Annotated in this window: 18 protein-coding genes; 13 read left to right on the forward strand and 5 right to left on the reverse strand. The window is 29.1% G+C overall.

All coding sequences use genetic code 11. The features are described from left to right. The first annotated feature begins 18 nt into the window (after positions 1-18). From thrS to G594_RS0109850, 6 genes are all read left to right on the forward strand, one after another. A complete protein-coding gene (gene thrS / locus G594_RS0109825) occupies positions 19-1,929 on the forward strand; it encodes a threonine--tRNA ligase (protein WP_027098424.1) in 1,911 nt (636 codons plus the stop codon). Between the two features lie 59 nt (positions 1,930-1,988). After that, positions 1,989-2,207 (forward strand): DUF3892 domain-containing protein, encoded by a 219-nt coding sequence (locus G594_RS0109830; RefSeq protein ID WP_027098425.1) that lies wholly within the window; start codon positions 1,989-1,991, stop codon positions 2,205-2,207. Positions 2,208-2,560: 353 nt separating this feature from the next. Further along, positions 2,561-2,971, forward strand: coding sequence for a hypothetical protein (locus G594_RS0109835; protein ID WP_027098426.1), 411 nt, complete (start codon positions 2,561-2,563; stop codon positions 2,969-2,971). A gap of 30 nt (positions 2,972-3,001) precedes the next feature. Next, the gene (locus G594_RS0109840) at positions 3,002-4,006 is read left to right on the forward strand and encodes a phosphotransferase (RefSeq protein WP_027098427.1); all 1,005 of its coding nucleotides are present in this window, start codon (positions 3,002-3,004) and stop codon (positions 4,004-4,006) included. Between the two features lie 37 nt (positions 4,007-4,043). Beyond that, positions 4,044-4,595 (forward strand): sugar O-acetyltransferase, encoded by a 552-nt coding sequence (locus G594_RS0109845; protein WP_027098428.1) that lies wholly within the window; start codon positions 4,044-4,046, stop codon positions 4,593-4,595. Between the two features lie 221 nt (positions 4,596-4,816). Further along, positions 4,817-5,581 (forward strand): EFR1 family ferrodoxin, encoded by a 765-nt coding sequence (locus tag G594_RS0109850; protein WP_027098429.1) that lies wholly within the window; start codon positions 4,817-4,819, stop codon positions 5,579-5,581. 114 nt (positions 5,582-5,695) lie between these two features. On the opposite strand, the gene G594_RS0109855 is transcribed toward G594_RS0109850, so the two are convergent. The 4 genes from G594_RS0109855 to G594_RS0109870 form a co-directional block, all read right to left on the reverse strand. Beyond that, positions 5,696-5,977 carry a hypothetical protein gene (locus tag G594_RS0109855; RefSeq protein ID WP_027098430.1) on the reverse strand — a complete coding sequence of 94 codons (282 nt, stop codon included), beginning with the start codon at positions 5,975-5,977 and terminating at the stop codon, positions 5,696-5,698. Between the two features lie 115 nt (positions 5,978-6,092). Then, a complete protein-coding gene (locus G594_RS0109860) occupies positions 6,093-8,003 on the reverse strand; it encodes an ABC transporter ATP-binding protein (RefSeq protein WP_027098431.1) in 1,911 nt (636 codons plus the stop codon). Beyond that, complete coding sequence (locus G594_RS0109865; protein WP_027098432.1) at positions 7,996-9,747, reverse strand: ABC transporter ATP-binding protein; 1,752 nt, start codon at positions 9,745-9,747, stop codon at positions 7,996-7,998. The genes G594_RS0109860 and G594_RS0109865 overlap by 8 nt, the downstream gene beginning before the upstream one ends. A 104-nt stretch (positions 9,748-9,851) precedes the next feature. Then, a complete protein-coding gene (locus tag G594_RS0109870) occupies positions 9,852-10,283 on the reverse strand; it encodes a MarR family winged helix-turn-helix transcriptional regulator (protein WP_027098433.1) in 432 nt (143 codons plus the stop codon). 166 nt (positions 10,284-10,449) lie between these two features. Between G594_RS0109870 and G594_RS20130 the strand changes: the two genes are divergently transcribed. The 5 genes from G594_RS20130 (at position 10,450) to G594_RS0109895 (ending at position 14,505) form a co-directional block, all read left to right on the forward strand. Then, the gene (locus G594_RS20130) at positions 10,450-11,082 is read left to right on the forward strand and encodes a CPBP family intramembrane glutamic endopeptidase (RefSeq protein WP_027098434.1); all 633 of its coding nucleotides are present in this window, start codon (positions 10,450-10,452) and stop codon (positions 11,080-11,082) included. Positions 11,083-11,102: 20 nt separating this feature from the next. Then, entirely contained in the window at positions 11,103-12,407 is a 1,305-nt protein-coding gene (locus G594_RS20530; protein WP_242829716.1) for a TgpA N-terminal domain-containing protein, read from the forward strand. Between the two features lie 93 nt (positions 12,408-12,500). After that, positions 12,501-13,319, forward strand: coding sequence for a GNAT family N-acetyltransferase (locus G594_RS0109885; protein WP_027098436.1), 819 nt, complete (start codon positions 12,501-12,503; stop codon positions 13,317-13,319). A gap of 65 nt (positions 13,320-13,384) precedes the next feature. Continuing rightward, positions 13,385-13,732: a hypothetical protein gene (locus G594_RS0109890; RefSeq protein WP_027098437.1), complete on the forward strand. Its 348-nt coding sequence runs from the start codon at positions 13,385-13,387 to the stop codon at positions 13,730-13,732. 20 nt (positions 13,733-13,752) lie between these two features. Beyond that, the gene (locus G594_RS0109895) at positions 13,753-14,505 is read left to right on the forward strand and encodes a hypothetical protein (protein WP_027098438.1); all 753 of its coding nucleotides are present in this window, start codon (positions 13,753-13,755) and stop codon (positions 14,503-14,505) included. Positions 14,506-14,583: 78 nt separating this feature from the next. Here the strand turns inward: G594_RS0109895 and G594_RS0109900 are convergent, their stop codons facing one another. Next, positions 14,584-15,546, reverse strand: coding sequence for an alpha/beta hydrolase (locus G594_RS0109900; RefSeq protein WP_027098439.1), 963 nt, complete (start codon positions 15,544-15,546; stop codon positions 14,584-14,586). 763 nt (positions 15,547-16,309) lie between these two features. On the opposite strand from G594_RS0109900, the gene G594_RS0109910 reads away from it, so the two are divergent. Both G594_RS0109910 and G594_RS0109915 read left to right on the forward strand, forming a co-directional pair. After that, positions 16,310-16,825 (forward strand): GNAT family N-acetyltransferase, encoded by a 516-nt coding sequence (locus G594_RS0109910; RefSeq protein ID WP_027098441.1) that lies wholly within the window; start codon positions 16,310-16,312, stop codon positions 16,823-16,825. An 84-nt stretch (positions 16,826-16,909) separates the two neighbouring features. After that, positions 16,910-18,259 (forward strand): B12-binding domain-containing radical SAM protein, encoded by a 1,350-nt coding sequence (locus G594_RS0109915; RefSeq protein WP_027098442.1) that lies wholly within the window; start codon positions 16,910-16,912, stop codon positions 18,257-18,259. The last annotated feature ends 6 nt before the right edge of the window (positions 18,260-18,265 follow it).

Genomic DNA, 18,265 nt, shown 5'->3' on the forward strand with positions numbered 1-18,265 from the left:
TTAAGAGGAGGTAGAAAAATGAGTATTAAAGTAAAGTTAAATGATGGGTCTATAAGAGAAATAGAAGAAAACTTAACTATTTTAGACCTAGCAAAAAGCATTAATAGGAATCTTGCCAAAAAGGCAATTGTAGGTGAAGTAAATAAGACCTTAGTAGATTTAAATTATATGCTAAAAGACAATGATGAGGTAAATATTTTAACAGCTGATAATGATAAAGCAATTGAGGTTATTAGACATTCTACCTCCCATATAATGGCACAAGCAGTAAAGAGGTTGTATAAGGATGCAAAACTAGCAATAGGTCCATCAATAGAAAATGGTTTTTACTATGATTTTGATATTGATGAGCCTTTAATTATTGAAGATTTACAAAAGATAGAAAATGAAATGAATAATATAATTAATGAAAATTTACAATTTGAAAGGTTTGAGGTTTCAAGAGAAGAAGCTCTTAAGATTATGGAGGCAAACAATGAATCTTATAAAATAGAACTTATTAATGACTTACCTCAAGGAGAAAAAATATCTCTTTATAGACAAGGAGAATATGTAGACCTTTGTAGAGGGCCACACATACCTTCAACTAAATATGTAAAAGCTTATAAGTTAACAAGTGTTAATGGTGCATATTGGAGGGGAAATGAAAAGAATAAAATGCTTCAAAGAATTTATGGAGTAGCATTTAAAAATAAAGAATTATTAGATAAGCATTTAGCTAATATTGAAGAAGCTAAAAAAAGAGATCATAGAAAACTAGGTAAGGAATTGAAGTTGTTTACTTTTGTTCCAGAAGGACCAGGCTTCCCTTTTTTCCTTCCAAAGGGTGTAGTTTTAAAAAATACTCTTATAGAATTTTGGAGAGAGCTTCACAGATTGGCAGGATATGTTGAAGTTGAAACACCTATTATGTTAAATAAGCAGTTATGGGAAACTTCAGGACATTGGTATCATTACAAAGAAAATATGTATACTTCAATGATAGATGAAGAAGAATTTGCACTTAAGCCAATGAATTGTCCAGGTGGAATGTTAATTTACAAATCTGAAGCACATTCTTATAGAGATTTTCCAATTAGGGTTGGTGAGCTTGGAAGAGTTCACAGACATGAACTTTCAGGAGCATTACATGGTCTTATGAGAGTAAGAGCCTTTACACAGGATGACGCTCATATATTTATGTTACCTAATCAAATAAAGTCTGAAATCAAGGGAGTAGTAAAGCTTATAGACCAAGTATACTCTAAATTTGGTTTTAGCTATAAGGTTGAGTTATCTACAAGACCAGAGGATTCTATGGGTAGTGATGAAGAATGGAATTTAGCAGAAAATTCATTAAAGGGAGCATTAGAAGAGCTAAATCTAGACTATATAATAAACGAAGGTGATGGGGCTTTTTATGGTCCTAAAATTGACTTCCATTTAGAAGATAGTCTAGGAAGAACATGGCAATGTGGAACAATACAGCTAGATTTCCAACTTCCACAAAGATTTAGTTTAGATTATATAGGTCAAGATGGAGAAAAGCATAGACCTATTGTAATTCATAGAGTTATTTTTGGAAGTATTGAAAGATTTATAGGAATTTTAATTGAGCATTTTGCAGGAAAGTTCCCAACTTGGCTTGCTCCAGTTCAAGTTAAAGTATTACCTATATCAAATAAGTTTGAAGAATATTCAAATAAAGTAAGGGATGCATTAAATGAAGCTGGAATAAGAGTTGAGTTGGATGGTAGAGATGAAAAGATAGGTTATAAAATAAGGGAAGCAAGAAATGAAAGAGTACCATACATGATTATAATAGGTGAAAAGGAAGAAAGCTTAAATAAGATATCCCTTCGTAGTAGAAAAAATGGTGATGAGGGAATAGTCAATTTAGATGAATTAATTTTAAGGATAAATGAGGAAGTAGAAAATAAATCTTTATAAGTTAAAAATTAAGAAATATTTTTTGTGAAATTGCAAATGCTATTCTTGAGGTGATATATATGGCAAATAGAATAGTTGAAACAGTAAAAAAAAGCGGCGAAATTTCAGATTATGTTTTAAGCAATGGTGAAACTATTTCAAAAGAAGTAGGAGTAGAAAGAGCTAAAAATGGAGAAATTGAAGGAGTTATCATAGCTCATTCAAGAAAAGGTGAAGAATATTTAAGAACTAAGCCTGATGGAGAAGAAGGCAACAATCTTTCTTCAATGAATAAATAATAAAAGAAATACTCTGCAAATAATTGCAGAGTATTTTTAATTATCTTTTTTGTTATTATTGTCCTCTTTTAAGTTGTTTATTGCATTTACTATTGCAGCTGTGCAAGCAAGCCATAGTAGTACAAATACATATTACAACTATTATCAAAATATCTTCATAAAATGAAGGAAAAGAAATTAAGAAGAAAAGAGACAAAAAGAAAGCAATTAAACCATATACTAAAGTTCTCATGAATTTACCCTTTATATATAGTTATATTTTACCATGTAATAATAAAAATGGATAATATTAAATTGTTATAATATGAGTTATGGTGTAAAATTAAATTATAATTTAGTTTTAGAGGAAGATTATGATTAATAGGAAGTATCTTTCAATAAAGAACAATAAGGATATAGAAAAATTAATGGAGAAATATAATTATTTTCATGATAGTTGTATAAATGAGATAAGTTATGAAAGTGGGGCATATGTTAATGAAGATTTAAGTATGAACTCAATTAATAATAAGAGAATTTTAAAGGTAGTTTTTCAAAGGCAAGAAAATCCAAGAAATTTAGAAATTAAGTTTAATAAATTAGTTAAATTAAATCTTACTCCTGAATCAGAAGATTGTGATTCTATAATTTTTGGGGCAACCATGGAAATTAAAGATGGAAACATATATTGGATAAATGAAGAAAATGTTCCTATTGATAGAATAGATAACTATAGGAATTATACTTTTGTTATAGCTAAAGAGGGAGAGTACAGATTTTATTAATATAAAAGAAAAGGTTTAGAGGTGGGGGAAATGGTTAAGAAACCATGGAATATAAATGAGGTAAAGCGGATTTTACACATATTTTATAATATTAAATCACTTGATATTGAAGAGATTATTCCTTTAAAATCAGGTGCTTCTTCTGAGTGTTTTCATGTCATAACAAATAATGGTGAATATATATTAAAAGATATAGAAATGGATTTTATGAATCATCCAGACATAGAACCCCTCGTTAATAATGAATTGTCCTTAATAGGAATACCTGTATCAAAGTTTTATGTAACTTGTGATGGGTTTTATGTAGGAAAATATAATGGACATACCTTTCATCTTCAAAGCTTTATAGAAGGAGATATATTAAAAGTAAATACTGCTCCAAAGTGGTTTATGAAGGAGAGTGCTAAAATACTTGGTGAAATTCATAATGGATTAATGGATTTGCATTCTTTAGATAAAGGCATTTCTAAGGGATTTTTCATGGTGGTGAATCCTAAATCTGCTTTAGAATCCTATAAAAAATCTTTAAAAATAGCCAAGGAAAGAAATGAAGTAGTTGCAATTGAGGATTTATCTTATAGAATAAAGCTTTTGGATAAGTTGAAAAATGTAGATTTAGATATGGATAAGTTTACCTATAAAAATACTCACGGTGATTATTTTATAAGTCAAATCATATGTAAGGATAATAAGATTAATGGAGTAATAGATTTTACTTCTGCTTGTATTCATCCAGCTTGTTATGAGTTAATAAGGTCATATTCTTATGCAGATCCTAAATGCATAAATGGAGAAATAGATATAAAGAATCTTAAAGAATATGTTAACGAATACTTAGAGGTAAGTGATTTAAGTGACTATGATATAAAAATGATGCCTTATCTTTATTTTTACCAACTTGGTGTAAGTGATTATTATAAGAATTATTTCAATTCTAATAATAACAATAAAGATGCACTATTTCACTATGCTCATTGGTCTACAGAATTATGTAGATGGTTTGAAAATAATATAGAGAGTATCTTTTTAGGTTGATATAATATTAAACTTTAGATAAAAGGAGATAAGAACTATGACAGAAAGAGAAAAAATGATTGAAGGGGAAATTTATAATCCTGCTGATGAAGAATTAAAAGACTTAAGATTTAATGCAAGAATACTAACAGAGGAGTATAACAAAACTTCTATTAGAGACAAGGAAAAAAGAAATGAACTATTAAAAAAATTATTTGGATCAACAGGTGAAAATATTTATATTGAACCTAATTTTAATTGCGATTATGGATGTAATATACATGTAGGAGAGAATTTTTATGCAAATTATAATTGTGTATTCTTAGATGTTTGTGAAATAAGAATTGGAGATAATTGCTTTGTAGCTCCACAGGTTGGAATATATACAGCAACTCATCCTCTAAATGCTAAGGAAAGAATTGGTGGAAAAGAGTTTGGGAAGCCTGTAACAATAGGAGACAACTGTTGGATAGGAGGTAGCGCAACGATAGTTCCAGGAGTTACGTTAGGAAATAATGTTGTAGTTGCTGCTGGTGCTGTAGTTACTAAGAGTTTTGGCGACAATGTCGTAATTGGTGGGAATCCAGCTAAAATCATAAAGGAATTATAAAAGCTACGGAAAGTTTAATCTTTCCATAGCTTTTTAATATTTCAAAAATAATTTTAAAATATAGAATATATTAAGGATATAAAAGTAAAATATTTAGGATTTAAATCAATAAAAATACTTTTAAGCAGGTATAAGAAAAAAAATATGGTATAATTATACATGTACATATTTATATATTTATATGTTTATTTCTTTTTTTATGTATTGGTAGGTGAATAATAATGATAGGGGTATATTTTAGTGGAACAGGAAATACAAGATACTGTCTTGAAAAATTTTTAAGTGAGTACCAGGGGGAAGAGAAGAGTTTTTCTATTGAAGATCCGAATGTAATAAAAATTATTAGACAAAATAAAGATATTGCATTTGCGTATCCAATATATTTTAGTAATTTGCCCAAGATAGTTAGAGATTTTATAGAAATAAACCAGAAAGAGTTTAATGGGAAAAATATTTTTATTATATCAACCATGGGATTATTTAGTGGTGATGGAGCAGGATGTTCAGCCCGTTTATTAAAAAAATATGGAGCCAATATACTAGGTGGGATACATTTAAGGATGCCTGATTGTATTGGTGATGAAAAGGTATTGAAAAAGTCCTTAGAAGAAAATAAAGCTATAGTAAAAAAGACTGAAGAAAAGATAAAAGAATGTGCTAATAAATTTAAAACTGGAGAGCCTTTAAGGGAAGGATTAGGTTTTATATATCATATAGTTGGATTATTTGGTCAGAGATTATGGTTTTATAATAAGACTAGGAGTTATACAGATAAGTTTAAAATAAAAAGTGAAAGATGTGTTGGCTGTGGTAAATGTGCTGCAGTATGTCCAATGAACAATATTGAAATAGATAATGATAAAGCTAGGGGGAAAGACAAGTGTACAATGTGTTACCGTTGCTTTAGTAATTGTCCAAAGCAAGCAATTACAATTTTAGGAAAAGAAGTTCAAGAGCAATGTAAGATTGAAAAATATATAAAATAAGAAATTATGTAATCATATTCAATAACCATTAGGATTGGTACAAGATGGATAGTTCTGTTATTTATTAAAAGGGATTTAGCTTACTTTTTTTGCTAAATCCCTTTTTTAATAAGTTTAGTAAAGCCCCATTAGAATTATAAAGCATAGAATACTAAGAATTACTGTTATAGTAATAAAACAATTCTTTATCATATTTATATTATAGGCATTCTTAGATTTTAAATATAAATTAATATCTTCTATATCTAAATTAGTGTCATCTATTTTAATATATGAATTAAATAATTCATCATATAAAACATCATTAGCCTTTAAAGTTTCAGAGTCAGCATCCTTTGGCAGCTTTTCTCCCTTAAGATACTCTAATTTCCATAGGTAAAAAGTAGCTTTTCTCATAAATATCCCCCATATGTTTTTCTTTCATTATAAAATTAATAATATTACTTGTAAATAGCTTATACTAAGCTGATTCTAATAATTTTTAAGCAGAAAAACTGGCATAAGCCAGTTTTTATTCTAATTCAAAAGCTCCAGTATAAAGTTGATAATATTTTCCTTTTTCTTTAATTAAAGATTCATGACTACCACGTTCAATAATTCTACCTTTTTCAAGAACCATAATAACATCTGAATTCTTAACAGTTGAAAGTCTGTGAGCAATAACAAAAACAGTTCTTCCTTCCATAAGTGAATCCATTCCACTTTGAACTATAGACTCTGTATGAGTATCAATAGAAGAAGTAGCTTCATCTAGAATCATAACAGGTGGATCAGCAACAGCAGCACGCGCAATTGAAATAAGTTGTCTTTGGCCTTGAGATAAATCACTTCCATCTCCAGAGATGATAGTATTATATCCATTAGGTAACATTCTTATAAATCCATCTGCATTAGCTAATTTAGCAGCTTGTATACATTCCTCATCAGAAGCATCAAGTCTACCATAACGAATATTTTCCATAACTGTTCCTGTAAATAGGTTAACGTCTTGAAGAACGATACCTAATGATCTTCTTAAGTCATTCTTCTTAATCTTATTTATATTAATGCCATCATATCTAATCTTACCGTCAGCAATATCATAAAATCTATTAATTAGATTAGTTATTGTTGTCTTACCAGCACCTGTTGCACCAACAAAGGCTATTTTTTGCCCAGGTTCTGCATATAGGGATATATTGTGAAGAACTATCTTTTCTTCATTATACCCAAAGTCTACATCAAAGAATCTAACTTCGCCTTTAAGCTCTGTATAAGTAATAGTTCCATCACTATGAGGATGTTTCCAAGCCCAATGATGACTATGCTCCTTAGTTTCTATAATCTCACCATTTATCTTATTTACATTTACTAAAGTAACGTATCCTCTATCTTCTTCATGCTTTTCATCTATTAGGTTGAATATTCTTCCAGCACCTGCAATAGCCATTACTATTGAACTTAATTGCTGAGAAACTTGGCTAAGAGGCATAATAAAGCTTCTTGAAAGTTGTAAGAAGGAAGCAATCATACCTAAGGTTAAAGTTCCAACTCCACTTAGACTTACATTAGTAACACCTAGAATAGCAAGCCCACCTCCAACAATAGCCATAGAAACATAAAGAATATATCCCATATTATTCATTAAAGGTCCAAGCATATTTGCAAATCTGTTAGCTTCAGTAGCATTTTTACATAGCTCTTCATTCTTTTGGTTAAACAGTTCTTTTGCTTTATCTTCATGGCAAAATACCTTGACAACTTTTTGACCATTTATCATTTCTTCAATATAACCATTAACATTACCAAGGGATTTTTGTTGGCTTACAAAGTATTTACTAGATTTACTAGTAATATTTCCAACAACCTTAAGAATAATAAAGGTAAATAGGACAACAAATATAGTTAACCAAAGGCTTAAAGTAAGCATTGAAACAAATACAGCTACAATAGTTACCACAGAGGAGAATAGCTGAGGAATAGATTGTGTAAGCATTTGTCTTAAGGTGTCAGTATCATTTGTGTAGTGACTCATAATATCACCATGAGAGTGAGTATCAAAATACCTTATAGGAAGTTTCTGCATTTTCTCAAACATTTCATCCCTTATTTCTTTAAGTACTCCCTGTGCAATAACAACCATAACTCTGTTATAAAATAGGGTAGCAATAACACCTATTAAATAAATTCCAGCCATTATAAGAATTAATCTAGCTAGCCCAGAAAAGTCAGGGATAGCTTCAAGTAAAAGGGGAGTGATATAGTCATCTATAAGTGTCTTTAGGAATAAAGTAGATACAACACTTGCTACAGCGCTTAGTAATATACTAACTAAAACAAAAATAAATTGTATTCTATATTGACTTATATAGGAGAGAAGTCTTTTCAGTGTTTTTGAGTCTGCTTTTTTAGCTATATCAACAGGATTTCCTTTTTTACTCATTGTCACTTCCTCCCTTCATTTGTGATTCATAAACTTCTTTGTAAATTTCACTTGTTTTTAATAGTTCCTCATGTGTACCAATTGCAGTAACATTACCATCATCCATTACAATAATTTTATCTGCATCTTGTATAGAAGAAACTCTTTGAGCAATTATAACCTTAGTAGTATTTGGTATTTCTTCTTTAAAGGCTTTTCTAATTAAAGCATCTGTCTTAGTATCAACAGCAGAAGTAGAGTCATCTAAAATTAATATTTGAGGTTTCTTTAACAGAGCACGTGCAATACATAGACGTTGTTTTTGCCCACCAGACACATTAGTACCACCTTGTTCAATATAAGTATCATATCCTTTAGGGAATGTTTCAATAAATGAATGAGCTTCTGCTAATTTACAAGCATGAATAAGCTCTTCATCTGTAGCATTTTCATTACCCCAACGTAGATTTTCTTTAATAGTCCCAGAAAACAACACATTTTTTTGAAGTACAACTGCAACTTCATTTCTAAGTGTTTCAATATCATAATCTCTAACATCAATTCCACCAACCTTAACTGAGCCCCCAGTTACATCATAAAGTCTTGGTATAAGTTGAATTAGAGAAGATTTAGAGGAACCTGTCCCACCTAAAATACCAACTGTATCACCAGAATTTATCTTAATGTTTATATTATTTAAGCAAAGCTTGTCTGCATTTTTTGAATAAGAGAAATTAACGTTTTTAAATTCTATATCACCATTATTTACTGTCATAACAGGTGAAGTTGGGTTCTTTAAATCTATCTCTTCATCTAATACTTCTACAATTCTTTCTGCAGATGCCCTTGATATTGTAATCATAACTATAACCATTGAAAGCATCATAAGGCTTGAAAGAATTTGAGCAGCATAGCTTAATAAGCTCATAAGTTCACCAGTACTTAAACCTAAATTAGCATCACCACCTGAAGCTACAATAGCTCTTGCTCCAAACCATGAAATAAATATGGTAGTAGCATACATACAAAGTTGCATAAGTGGAGCATTATAAGATACTGTTTTTTCTGCCTTAGAGAAATCTTTATAAATTTCATTAGATACATCTTTAAATTTATCGATTTCAAAATCTTCACGTACAAAAGATTTGACAACTCTTATTCCATGTAGATTTTCTTGTACAATACTGTTTAACTTATCGTAAGTTTTAAAAACCCTTTTAAAAATAGGATGAACCCTTGTCATAACAAACCATAATCCTACACCTAAAACTGGTACAGTTACTAAGAATATTAGTGACAACTTCACATCGATAGTAAATGCAGCGAAAAGTGAAAAAATGAGCATTATTGGTGCTCTAACTGCCATACGTATTATCATTTGATATGAATTTTGGACATTAGTTACATCTGTTGTAAGTCTTGTTACAATGCTTGCAGTAGAGAATTTATCGATATTTGAGAAGGAATAATCCTGTACTTTATAGTACATATCCTTTCTAAGGTTCTTTGCAAATCCAGCTGAAGCAATGGCAGCCTTTTGACCAGACATTATCCCGAAAAATAATGAAATAGCTGCAGAAATAAGTAATGCTATACCCATCTTTAGAATAAATGGCATATTTCCTTTGTCTATTCCATAATCAATTAGATTAGCCATAAGGATAGGGATTACAACTTCCATAGTTACTTCAAAGCACATAAAAATTGCAGATAAAATAGAATCTTTTTTAAATTCTCTAATGCTTTGTGCTAACTTTTTTATCATATGATTACCTCCTGTATTAATTAGTTGTTGCATATAGTTTCTAATGGAAACAATGTTTGATATCCAACATTATCTACAAATAAAAAAGTCGTAATTATCGACTTTTATTGAAGGTTGTTTTTCATTCTTTCAATATAAGATTGTAGAGTTTCTAGTTCTTCATCTGAAAATCCCTTAGTTAAAAGTTTTTCTATTGTTTCCTTATCTTCATTGATAAGCTCTGATATTTTACTAGCCTTAGGAGTTAATACCAACTTTTTTAATCTAGCATCATAAGGAACAGAATGTCTTTCTACAAGTCCTTTTTGAACCATTAAGTTTATAACCTTAGAAGCAGTAGAACGAGTAACACCAAATTCTTCTTCTAGGTCTTTTTGAAATACATCTCTATCTAAATTGTGAGATAAATAAGTTATAATCCAACCATTAGTACCTGTTATTTGATCCACAACTTTTTTATTTAGATGTTTATCTATATACCTTTTAATCATGTTGTTTAAGCCCCTAAGTTCAATTCCAATCTTGCTATCTTTCACAAAAAAACCTTCTTTCCAAATTATAGCATATACAACTGTTTGATATACAACAATTATAATGAAAAAACTTTTAATAATCAATAGGAATTATATATTATTATATAGAATATTGTTAACATCTTTATGTTATAATTTACCTAAATAGTTAATTAAAGTGAGGAGAAATATGTATTTTAAAAAACTTGGTTTTCCAATTTTATGGCAGATATTATTTATAATAAGCTGCTTAGTTTGTTCTGAAAAATATTTTATTTATACAAATTTTATTTTCTATTTAGGTATAATAATTTATTTTTATAAGTCTGGTGATTTTAGTTTCAGTGAATTAAAGGAGAATCTTAAAAAGGGGAAAACATTTTGGCTTTCAGTAGTAATAACGGCAGTGGGGATGGTTGCAGCTTTTCTTCTTAGTTCTTCATTAAAAGGGATTTTTCCTAATGTTGATGATGGAATGATTGGGCTTACAAGAAACAATCTGTTTCAGTTAATACTCTTTGCTATATCAACAATTATATTTCCTCCTATAGCAGAGGAAGTATTTTATAGAAAAGCAATTATAAAATTTGATACAAAAGGAATTCTGATTTTCACATCATCTGTGGGAATGATTTTGTATGCCTTAGAGCATTCACTATCATGGCTAGGAATTTTAGAAACTATAATTATTGCTGTTCCACTTACTATATCTTATATAAAAACAAAGAATGTATACATTCCAATGACAGCACACTTTTTAGTGAATTTAATTGGAAATGGAACAACTGTAATTCTTGTGACAATTAAATTATTAGGACTTTAATAAATTAAGGGGTAGGGATAATGAATAATGATAATAATTGGCGTACACCTATAAACTGTATATCTATAGGCTTTGCTTTTACAGTAATTAAATTTAATTTCTTTTGGCTGCAGTATATTTTGCCTGTTATTGGTGTGGCTCTTTTATACCTTGGTTTTAGATCTTTGCATAAGGAGAATGAATGGCTTAATGCTGGATGGATTTTTTCTATAATAAATGTATTGCTTCATATAGCAAACCTAATATATATATGTACACCACTAAACACAAAATTTGATAATATGTATATAATTTTATCTGTTTTAACTACTTTTGAATTATGCTTCATTTTTATATTTAGGCATGGTTTGAAGCTTTTAGCGGAAAAAGGGAATATAAAACTTAAAAGAGATCCTCTTTTAGCATTAGGAATTTGGAAAATTTTAATGATTATCAGTGTATTAATAGGGATTGGAAGTCTTTTGTGGGTTTTTGTTCCATTAATGATATTTTATTTTTACACAATCTATTCCTTAGGAAAATTGGCAGAGGAATTTGAGGAATTACCATTTGAACCAATGGAAGAAGCAGAAAAAACAATTAGTAAAAAGATAATCATTGGATATGGATTAGTTTGTGTATTAATAATTTCTATTTGTTGTGCAACCTTTTATCACATTGAACTTGAGGAAACTGAATTAAAAACTTTAACTACTCAAGGAATGAGGGAAGTACTTATTGAAAAGGGATTTCCAAAGGATATTATTAAGGACATATCAGATGATGAAATTATACTACTAAAGAATCCGATATATGTTGATTTTTCAAGTGAGATATTGAATTTTGGTTATAATTTAGAAGCTACTAGTATCTATATTGAATTAGAGGATAGTAGCATGTATTCTGTTCAATATTTTAATTGGAAAGATGGTAAAGCTTATTGGAGAGATAATTTTTCTATAAGCTGTAGCGAAGTATTAAAATTAATAAGTGGAAGGTTGTTATATGAGGAAAAAGGGATAGAAAAAATAGCTTTAATACCTAAACTAAAAAATGAATTATTTACATCAAATGATTGGTTTGGTAACCTACTTGAAAGTTGGACAATTACTGGAAGTGTAAATTATCCTTTTGGTTCAACTAAACAACGTGGATATGTTTTTTATAAATTGGATTTAAAAGAAGATGTTTGTTTTGGTGGAAATATATTTAATTATGAACATTATATTCTACCCTTTAGAGTTCCTTATTCTGAGACAGAGGCGACTAACAATTTATTTAATGAAAACTTAAGACAGCACTACACAAATTTTAAAACTAAAACCTATAGAGAAGCTAATGAGTAAAGGTTAAGTGATAAAATATGAAAATATGCTACTAGTCTATGAACATAAATTAATTTGAATTAAAAATGTTAATAAGGTGTAGGGGGGATTGTAGTGAAAGAGGAAACCTTTAATAGAATACAATCAAAATTTAGTAAATTTAAATTTTCTTCTATGAATTATATAGATTATAAGGATATATGTAATTATGAAGTTAAGGTGGAAAATGACAATATAATTTTAATATATGGATTTAATTATGAAGGTAAAGTAAATGAATATCACTGGGCAACAAATTCAGTAGAGTATCTAATAGATCGTTTAAAACATAAGAAAGAGTTTTTAGTAACTTTTATACCTCATGAATGGGTTTCAAAGCTAGAGGAGGGAGGGCTAATAATTAGAAATGCTTGGCATGACTACTTTAATTATAGTCTTAATGAAATAGAGCCTTCAGATGATTTTGAATTTTTAACCATAGAAGAGTGTGAAGAAGCTTCAAAAGTAACTATGATGTGCAAAAATCAAAGTAGGGGTTTTACTGGTCAAACATCTAAATGGATGAAGGAATGGATTAGTAATACTGAGGACTCTGGGAGTAATTCAGGAACAAGAAACAATGGAATAATAATTGAGAGAGATATTAGTAATGAAATAATAGGTCTTATATGTGTTGCTACATATGGACATGAAAGCAAAAAAGGATCAATACTTTGGATTAGAGAGGTTGCAGTTATTCCTAAGTTTCAAAATATGGGAATAGGTAGAAAGCTTATACTTAAAGCTCTTGCATATGGTAAGAAGTATAATGCTGCTAGAGCCTTCCTTGCTGCTGATGAATGTAATGTTTCTGGAATTCATTTGTATACAAGCATTGGTTTTGTACCTAGTGAAGAAAAAAGCCAAATAGATATGATTAAGAGGGGAAATTAATAAAGCAGATTAGAAAGAGTATAAGTCATATGGATAGATAATCTAAAGTTAGGAGGTGAATATTTATGAGGTTAAAGAAACTATCCTTAATTCTAATACTAGGCTTCACTTTGTTTCTAGGATGTAATACAACCAATAAAATAAAGGGTGAATTTACTAATATTACACCGGCAGAAGTTCAAATAAAGGAAACTACTTATTTACTTACGGATGAAATCATATCAAATGAGGATGTTCAAGAAGAGATTGGTGCGATAGCTCAGGTACATGAAATTGTATCTTATATGGAAAATGATAATCCTTATAAGAATCCAGGGAAAATATTCAAGCTTAAGGATATAGAAATAGAAGAGGGAATTGGAGTGGAAGTAAACGATAAAATATATTTAGCGGAATATAAGAAAGAAATATAGTTATATTATAGGAGATTGGTATGTTTAAATTTGATCACTTTGTAGTTAATGTAGATAGGAAATATCAAAAGGATAAAGCTGTAATAAATAATGTTATTAAATCAGGTTTTCCTTATGAACCTTCATGGGGAAAAGGAACAAGAGGTTTTAAAGCATCTAATTTATGGATTGGTAATGAATATTTTGAAATGATTAATCTCCTAAAGGAAGATGGTGGGGGATGGAAAAAAGATTGGGTAGATTTATATAATGAAGGGCATAGAGGATTGATTTGTATAATGCTAGATGTTGATAATATAAATGAAGTATATGAAAACTTTAAGAGTAAAAACATTTCTATAACAAATCCAGAGTATTTAAAGTTTAAATGGCTATTCAATTTATTAACGAGAACAATGCCTTGGCAAAACAGCTACATTAAATTTTTTGAAGGTATTCCATTACAAATTGGTTTTCAACAGATGAAGGATGATGAAGCTCGTAATTTTATGAAACAGTATATGGTACCAAATAGTTATGAAAATGGAATAAGTGGAATAGATAAAGTAATTGTAAAAGGAGCATTAACATCTAATGACAAGGATTTATTAAAGATTATTTTTGATAGTTATATTATTAAAGATACGCCTTTGACAATATCCCTAAATGAGAAACAAGTATTAATTTTTCAGGAAGATAAAAATTATTTAGTAGAAATATTCTGTAAATGTACTAATAACGACTTTATAAATAAATGTATAGGTATAGAGAATATAACATTGTTAAATTTATAGTATAGGTAAAAATATACCTTAATTTTATTTTGAAAAAGGACCCAATTATTATATTGAGTCCTTTTATTAATATTATCTTTAAATGTATTTATTTAAGAATTCATATATAGCATTCCAATAAAGTTCAGGATTTACTTTACTAGATTTAGCATGTCCAGCCCCCTCAATTACTAGCTTCTCTTTTGGTGAAGAACAAGCATTATACACTTGCTCTAGCATTGAAAAAGGTACAAAGTCATCCTTATCTCCATGAATAAATAGTATAGGAGTTTTAGATTTTTTTACTTGTTCTAATGGGGAAGCATCCTTAAGCCAATAACCAGCCTTAAACTTTCCAATTAAACTAGCTGTATGCATCATTGGAAAAGGTGGTAATCCAAAAAGTTCATCTAATTGATAAGAGAATTGATCCCAAGCTGATGTATATCCACAATCTTCAATTATTGCTTTAACATTAGAAGGTAAATCTTCACCAGAAACATTCATTACTGTTGCAGCCCCCATAGATACTCCAAATAAAACTATTTCTGAATCCTTGTCCACATCTATTATATAATTAATTAGGTCAATTATATCTAACCTTTCATCCCAACCCATTCCAATGTAGTCACCTTCGCTCATTCCATGTCCTCTTAAATCTGGTATAAGAACATTATATCCCATGTCATAAAACTTTTTTCCATAGTTAGACATAAGCTTTCCTTCAGAAGTATAACCATGCACTGTGATAACCCATTTTTTTGAGTTATTCTTTATTAAATAATTATGTAGTTTTAATCCATCCTTAGATGTTCTATAAAGAGATTCATAACCACTGTCATTAAGTAACCAAGCTTCAGCGTCAATGTTAACTTCACCACTTGTTTCATTTTGGGATATTGTTTCTGTACTTTCCTCATCTGATCCAAAAACTATTGATTTATCTGTTGTAGGATCTAAGGCTAAGTTATATAAGTAAGTTCCTCCAAGACCAAGAACTAGTCCAATTGTTACTGTAATTATTATTGCAACACTAATTATTATCTTTTTCATTTTATTCATTACATTTCTCCTTGTTTAAATTTATTAAATTATAGCACATTTATTTTGATAATCAAAGTAAATGTTTGAAAAGAATAGAAGGTAAATTGTAGAATGATAAAAATAATAATTAAGAATAAATTAAGTAATGTCCTGTAATTTTAATGGTAAAATATATATGTAATATATAAAATTTGCGGGGTGTTAAAATTGAAAGATGCTTTAACGATTATAGCAATATTAATAGCTATAGTTGTAATAGTGGAATTTATAAAATTATATTTAATTCATAGGAAAATTAATAAGACTACAATGGGGGAAAGTGGACTTTACAGAAGGTTTATCAAAAATTTCAAACTATTAGTTTTGTTTACTATGGTAGGAGCTGTAGTTCTTGTCATCAATTTAATCTCAGAGGGAATCCTCTGAGATTTTAATCTTTTATAGGAAAATTTTATAAGAGGTGTTGACATATATCCAAATATATTATATATTAGAGTTGTAGAATGAAAATCATTCTCAACAAAGTATAAATTATTTATTAGCTTCATAGTTAAACTAATTACACACATGAATCAACAATATTTATGATTACACCAATAGCATAAATAGAAGCTATAATAAATTTATACATACAAACAAAATTTTTCATCGCGAATCTTTTCTCTACAAAAAAGAGTACCTTTAAATGAAGGTACTCTTTTTCATCATGCCTATACTTAGTATAGCCAATTGTATGAAATATATGATAGCATATTGTTATCATAATAAAAGGGAGAGGGTTATGAATATAAAACTGAGACTTATAGAAAAAAATGATAAAGAAGAGTATTGGAAGGCAGGTTTCGAAAATCCAGATGAAGAAATGCTTCATTATACAGCTACTACAGAAAAAGTTAATTTTGAAATAATTGATAAATTTGTAGATAAGCTTGTTGATGATGAGGAAAGGAGACATTTCTTAATTATAGAAGATGGTAAAATTATTGGAGAAACTTCATTAATGGACATAGATTTTGACAGTAGAATCTGTGGCTTTAGAATAGCTCTATTTAATAAAAAGTATTTTGGTATGGGGATAGGGTATAGGGCAGTATATGAAACTATAAAATATGCCTTTGAAGAATTAAAGCTTCATAGAATTGAATTAGAAGTATTTGATTATAACAAAAGAGCTAAGAGGACTTACGAGAAGGTTGGTTTTAAAGAGGAAGGACATCAAAGGGATGGATTATTCTTTAAAAATGAATACCATGATGTTATTTTAATGTCTATTTTAGAGGGAGAATTCATAGCTTAAGGAATAAGTAAGAATTAGAATATTAAAAAGTAATTTTTGCATCCTAAAATAGTAATAAGTAAATTGGTATAAGGGGTAATAAATTTGAAAATTAAGTTTATTTTACCTGCACTTGAAGAAGCTAAGAGTCCATACTGGAGGCCAATAAAGTATTCTTTATTTCCTCCACTTGGATTAGCTACGCTCGCTTCTTTTTGCGGTGAAGAAGATGAAATAGAAATAGTTGATGAACATATTGAAACTCTAAAGTTAGATGATTTTCCAGATCTAGTTTGCATTGAGACATATATTACAAACTCATATAGAGCATATGAAATAGCAGACAATTATAGAAAGAAAGGGGTAACTGTGGCATTAGGAGGATTACATGCAACTTCAGTGCCGTATGAAGCTAAAAAGCATTGTGATGTGATTTTACTAGGACTTGGGGAAAGCAGTTTTCCAAAGTTTTTAAAGGAATTAAAAGAAGGACGTAATAAAAAGATATATAATCAAGGTGATGTGTGCTTTGATAGTATTCCTTTACCTAGAAGGGACTTATTTAAAAATGATAAGTATCTAGTTCCTAATTCTATGGTGTTTTCAAGAGGATGCCCTAATAAGTGTTCTTTTTGTTATGTAAGCTCCTTTTATAAGGGCGGTAAATCATATTATTCTTATAAAATAGATAGAATCTTAGAAGAGATAGATAGTATGAAAGGTCGTCATCTTTATTTTTTAGATGATAATATTTTTGCAAATAAGAATTTGGTTAGGCAGCTCTTTAAAGAAATGAAGGGTATGAATAGAGTGTTTCAAGGTGCAATAACTGTAGATTCAGTTTTAAATGATGATACTATAGAACTAGCATATGAAGCAGGCTTTAGAAGTGCATTTATTGGCTTTGAAAGCATTAATCAAATAAACTTAAAAAGCGCTAACAAGCTTAGTAATTTAGGACAAGACTATCAAAAAGCTATAAAAAGACTTGATGAAATAGGAATAATGATAAACGGAAGTTTTATATTTGGACTTGATGATGATAAAAAAGACGTTTTTAGTAGAACAACAGAATGGGCAATAGATAATGGAATAACAACAGTAACAAATCATATCTTAACCCCATATCCAGGAACTCCAATATTTGAAGAAATGAAAAAAACTAATAGGATAGTTACAGAAGATTGGAGAAAGTATGATACAAGACATTTAACTTTTAATCATCCAAATATAACAAAAGAGGAAATGGAAAAAGGATATAAGGAATCTTATGAAGAATTCTATAAATGGAGTAACATATTTAAGGACTCAAAAAATCATGAAGAATTAAAAATGAAACTAAAGCATTTTACATATGCAGGAGCATGGAAGAAGTTTGAGCCAGTATGGAATTTTTTAATAAAAACAGAGATGTTACCAAAGGCTAGAAGAGTACTTGTTAACACCTTAAAATAAATTTAA

The sequence above is a fragment of the Clostridium paraputrificum AGR2156 genome (assembly GCF_000424025.1).
Lineage (GTDB): Bacteria > Bacillota > Clostridia > Clostridiales > Clostridiaceae > Clostridium > Clostridium paraputrificum.

Excerpts from the sequence above, each read along its gene's own strand:
- thrS (WP_027098424.1), top strand. The coding sequence starts at position 19 with ATGAGTATTAAAGTAAAGTTAAATGATGGGTCTATAAGAGAAATAGAA.
- G594_RS0109830 (WP_027098425.1), top strand. The coding sequence starts at position 1,989 with ATGGCAAATAGAATAGTTGAAACAGTAAAAAAAAGCGGCGAAATTTCA.
- G594_RS0109835 (WP_027098426.1), top strand. The coding sequence starts at position 2,561 with ATGATTAATAGGAAGTATCTTTCAATAAAGAACAATAAGGATATAGAA.
- G594_RS0109840 (WP_027098427.1), top strand. The coding sequence starts at position 3,002 with ATGGTTAAGAAACCATGGAATATAAATGAGGTAAAGCGGATTTTACAC.
- G594_RS0109845 (WP_027098428.1), top strand. The coding sequence starts at position 4,044 with ATGACAGAAAGAGAAAAAATGATTGAAGGGGAAATTTATAATCCTGCT.
- G594_RS0109850 (WP_027098429.1), top strand. The coding sequence starts at position 4,817 with ATGATAGGGGTATATTTTAGTGGAACAGGAAATACAAGATACTGTCTT.
- G594_RS0109855 (WP_027098430.1), bottom strand. The coding sequence starts at position 5,977 with ATGAGAAAAGCTACTTTTTACCTATGGAAATTAGAGTATCTTAAGGGA.
- G594_RS0109860 (WP_027098431.1), bottom strand. The coding sequence starts at position 8,003 with ATGAGTAAAAAAGGAAATCCTGTTGATATAGCTAAAAAAGCAGACTCA.
- G594_RS0109865 (WP_027098432.1), bottom strand. The coding sequence starts at position 9,747 with ATGATAAAAAAGTTAGCACAAAGCATTAGAGAATTTAAAAAAGATTCT.
- G594_RS20130 (WP_027098434.1), top strand. The coding sequence starts at position 10,450 with ATGTATTTTAAAAAACTTGGTTTTCCAATTTTATGGCAGATATTATTT.
- G594_RS20530 (WP_242829716.1), top strand. The coding sequence starts at position 11,103 with ATGAATAATGATAATAATTGGCGTACACCTATAAACTGTATATCTATA.
- G594_RS0109890 (WP_027098437.1), top strand. The coding sequence starts at position 13,385 with ATGAGGTTAAAGAAACTATCCTTAATTCTAATACTAGGCTTCACTTTG.
- G594_RS0109895 (WP_027098438.1), top strand. The coding sequence starts at position 13,753 with ATGTTTAAATTTGATCACTTTGTAGTTAATGTAGATAGGAAATATCAA.
- G594_RS0109900 (WP_027098439.1), bottom strand. The coding sequence starts at position 15,546 with ATGAATAAAATGAAAAAGATAATAATTAGTGTTGCAATAATAATTACA.
- G594_RS0109910 (WP_027098441.1), top strand. The coding sequence starts at position 16,310 with ATGAATATAAAACTGAGACTTATAGAAAAAAATGATAAAGAAGAGTAT.